Origin of the sequence: Bradyrhizobium sp. (assembly GCF_035273305.1) — a bacterium.
Classification (GTDB): Bacteria; Pseudomonadota; Alphaproteobacteria; order Rhizobiales; family Xanthobacteraceae; genus Bradyrhizobium.
This window is the reverse complement of the sequence record NZ_DATEPI010000093.1, coordinates 1-3,335: the sequence shown is the minus strand read 5'-3', so window position 1 is coordinate 3,335 and position 3,335 is coordinate 1. Positions and strand designations below refer to the sequence as shown.

5 protein-coding genes are annotated in these 3,335 nt (G+C 61.2%); 3 read left to right on the top strand and 2 right to left on the bottom strand.

Annotated features, from left to right (window positions below; genetic code table 11):
- Positions 1 to 26: 26 nt before the first annotated feature.
- Both dksA and VJV58_RS05805 read right to left on the bottom strand, forming a co-directional pair.
- Positions 27 to 437, bottom strand: coding sequence for an RNA polymerase-binding protein DksA (dksA, locus tag VJV58_RS05810; protein ID WP_324136382.1), 411 nt, complete (start codon positions 435 to 437; stop codon positions 27 to 29).
- 331 nt (positions 438 to 768) lie between these two features.
- Positions 769 to 1,182 carry a flagellar assembly protein FliX gene (locus VJV58_RS05805; RefSeq protein WP_324136380.1) on the bottom strand — a complete coding sequence of 138 codons (414 nt, stop codon included), beginning with the start codon at positions 1,180 to 1,182 and terminating at the stop codon, positions 769 to 771.
- Positions 1,183 to 1,444: 262 nt separating this feature from the next.
- Here VJV58_RS05805 and VJV58_RS05800 point away from each other — a divergent pair, with 262 nt between their 5' ends.
- The 3 genes from VJV58_RS05800 to VJV58_RS05790 form a co-directional block, all read left to right on the top strand.
- The gene (locus VJV58_RS05800; RefSeq protein ID WP_324136379.1) at positions 1,445 to 2,569 is read left to right on the top strand and encodes a flagellar basal body P-ring protein FlgI; all 1,125 of its coding nucleotides are present in this window, start codon (positions 1,445 to 1,447) and stop codon (positions 2,567 to 2,569) included.
- Between the two features lie 35 nt (positions 2,570 to 2,604).
- On the top strand, positions 2,605 to 2,931 hold the full coding sequence (gene flgJ / locus VJV58_RS05795) for a flagellar assembly peptidoglycan hydrolase FlgJ (protein WP_324136381.1): 327 nt from the start codon (positions 2,605 to 2,607) through the stop codon (positions 2,929 to 2,931).
- Positions 2,932 to 2,951: 20 nt separating this feature from the next.
- Positions 2,952 to 3,335: hypothetical protein (locus VJV58_RS05790; RefSeq protein ID WP_324136378.1), on the top strand; the 384-nt coding region annotated here is incomplete at its 3' end.

The window sequence follows — 3,335 nt, the reverse complement described above, 5'->3', positions numbered from 1 at the left end:
AAATGACCGCACGCGGCGGCCAAATCCTACTCGTCGCGATAGACTTTCTCGCGTTTTTCGTGGCGCTCCTGCGCCTCAACCGACAGCGTGGCGATCGGGCGAGCTTCCAGCCGCTTCAGCGAGATCGGCTCGCCGGTTTCCTCGCAATAGCCGTAGGTGTTGTCCTCGATCCGCTGCAGCGCCGCGTCGATTTTGGAGATCAACTTACGCTGTCGGTCGCGGGCACGCAGCTCGATCGCGCGATCCGTCTCCGAGGAGGCGCGATCGGCGAGGTCGGGGTGATTGACGTTTTCTTCCTGCAAGGTCTGCAGCGTGACCCGCGATTCCTTGAGTATCTCTTCCTTCCACGCCAGCAGCTTGGCGCGAAAATAATCGCGCTGGCGGTCGTTCATGAAAGGCTCTTTTTCGGAGGGTCGATAGTTTTTCAACTTTTCCAAGGCCAGCCCATCTGTACGTTTTTTAACGCCCGTTTCCAGCTTCATCATCGCTTGCGGCACCCACTGACACGAAGTTCGGAAGCAAACGGCGCTAATCAAAATGTTCTGGCGACGCTCCCGGTTTGAAATTTCCTCAGGAAGAAATTGAGGCAAATTGCGTATTGCTTCAAATCGGACGCACCAGTCGGGCGGAGAAGCCTCCGTCCGCGCGCGCCTTATATAGCGGCCTCATCTGACAGACAATATCGAGGGCGCTTCGAGGTGTGCACTGCGGCAGTTTCCGCCGCAGGAACCTGTGCGCAAGCTCGAGCCGCGCGCGGCCGGATAAGGCTCAGTATTGGCCGGCTTTAGCCAATTCGACTTCAACCCGAAGCTCGATTTCAGACAACACAGCATCCAGGCCCGGATCACCGGAAGAGGATTTGAGATTCGCGGCAGCATCCCGCAGCCGGTGCACGGTGGAAGCGTCGAAATTACCCGACAACAGCCCGATCTTAAGGTCATCCAGCACATCGAGTGCGCCTCGGCCGCGCTTTACGGAACGCTTGCGGCGCTCGGCCGGGTCCTCCTCGATGCCCTGCAGCGCCAATAATGCGTCGATATTGCCCGCGGCCTTGGGCGCGGCGGGGGCGCGAGTTTCCGGCGCAGAAGCCGCCTCGGGCAAGGCGAAGCCCGACGAACTGGTCCGCTTGGCATTGGCTGCCTGAGATCCGGTGATCGTGCCGTTGGGTCCGTAGATGCGCATGGTCAGTTCTCGAACTTCGGTGCGCGGAGCTTCGCCGTTTTTTGGTTAACGGCACGTAAACGCCCGGCAAAAATTGCCGCGACAGGCAGTTTTGCCGATGGGAGCGGCACGTGCGAGGGCCGCGTCTTAAAGATTATCCTTTTAGCATCAGCCACTTGCTCAACATACCTGACATGGCACGGGGCTCGCATAGTTAATGCCGGGCAGCCGTCATGGGAGTGGCGCGTGGCCTGGACTTGAAGACCTCAGCGGGGAGCAGAGGATGAGCGGCGTTCAATCGGCAAGACGATTTCAGCTGGCCTGCGCCGCGCTCTTGGCGCTGGCGTGGTCCTCGTTGCCTGCGGCCGCGACTTCCCGGATCAAGGACCTCGCCAACATCGAAGGCGTACGGCAGAACCAGCTGATCGGCTATGGCCTGGTCGTCGGCCTCAACGGCACCGGCGACACGCTGAACAATATCCCCTTCACCAAGCAATCGCTGCAGGCGATGCTGGAACGCATGGGCGTCAATATTCGCGGCGCCACCATCCGCACCGGCAATGTCGCCGCCGTGATGGTGACCGGCAACCTGCCGGCGTTCGGCACCCAGGGCACGCGGATGGACGTCACGGTGTCCGCGCTAGGCGATGCCAAGAATCTCCAGGGCGGCACGCTGCTCGTGACGCCGCTGCTCGGCGCGGATGGCAATGTCTATGCGGTGGCGCAGGGCTCGCTCGCGATTTCCGGTTTCCAGGCCGAGGGCGAAGCCGCCAAGATCGTCCGCGGCGTGCCGACCGTAGGACGGATCGCCAATGGCGCCATCATCGAACGCGAGATCGAGTTCGCTCTCAATCGGCTGCCCAATGTGCGGCTGGCCTTGCGCAACGCCGATTTCACCACCGCAAAGCGCATTGCCGCGGCCGTAAATGACTATCTCGGCGTCAAGACTGCCGAGCCGATTGATCCGTCCACCGTGCAGCTTTCGATTCCGACGGAATTCAAGGGCAACGTGGTCGCGTTCCTCACCGAGATCGAGCAATTGCAGGTCGAGCCTGATCTGGCCGCCAAGATCGTGATCGACGAACGCTCAGGCATCATCGTGATGGGGCGCGATGTCCGCGTCGCCACAGTCGCGGTGGCTCAGGGCAATCTCACCGTAACGATTACGGAAAGCCCGCAAGTCAGCCAGCCCAACCCGCTGTCCCGCGGTCGTACCGTAGTCACGCCCCGCAGCAGCGTCGGCGTCACCGAGGACGGCAGGAAATTTGCCGTGGTCAAGGATGGCGTGTCGCTGCAACAGCTCGTCGACGGGCTTAATGGGCTCGGGATCGGACCGCGCGACCTGATCGGAATCCTGCAGGCGATCAAAGCCGCGGGCGCCATCCAGGCTGACATCGAGGTGATGTGATGCAAAGCAGTCTCATCAACTCCAGCAACGGCAGCATGCCTTCAAAAGCGATGATGCCGCTGTTCAATGGCCGGCCAGATCCCGCCTTCGCCGACGCTTTGAAGAAGGTCTCACCGCAGGCCCAGGCGAAAGCCAAGACGACCGCCACCGATTTCGAAGCGATGTTTCTGAACTCCATGTTTTCGCAGATGACTAGCGGCATCAAGGGCGAAGGCCCGTTCGGAGATACGCCCGGCACCGGTGTATGGCGCTCGATGCTGACGGATCAATATTCGAAGTCGTTCGCCAAAGCGGGCGGCGTCGGAATCTCGAACGAAGTCTATCGCACACTGATTCTGCAGCAAGCGGGCCGCACCAGTTAGCGAGCCCAGGGGGACCGAACATGAACCGAGCATTACAGCGCGACGCGCCCGCCCCTGCTCTCTCAGCGGCGACGCCGACGGACGCGCGCAAACTCGCCGACAGCCTGATGGATGTGATGAGCGAATTACTCGGCGTCATCGAGCGCGAAACCGAGCTGGTGCGTGCCGGCAAACTGCGCGAGGCGATGGCGTTTGAATCCGCCAAGACCGGACTGTCGCGTCGCTATGTCAGCGCGGTCGCGCAACTGAAAGCCAGCCAGAAATATCTATCGGAAACCGCGCCGGAGCTTCTGACCGCGCTGCATCGTCACCACGACACATTCCACGCCATGCTGCAGATCAACCTCACAGTGCTGGCAACAGCCCATGCCGTTTCAGAAAGCGTCGTGCGTGGCGTCAACAGC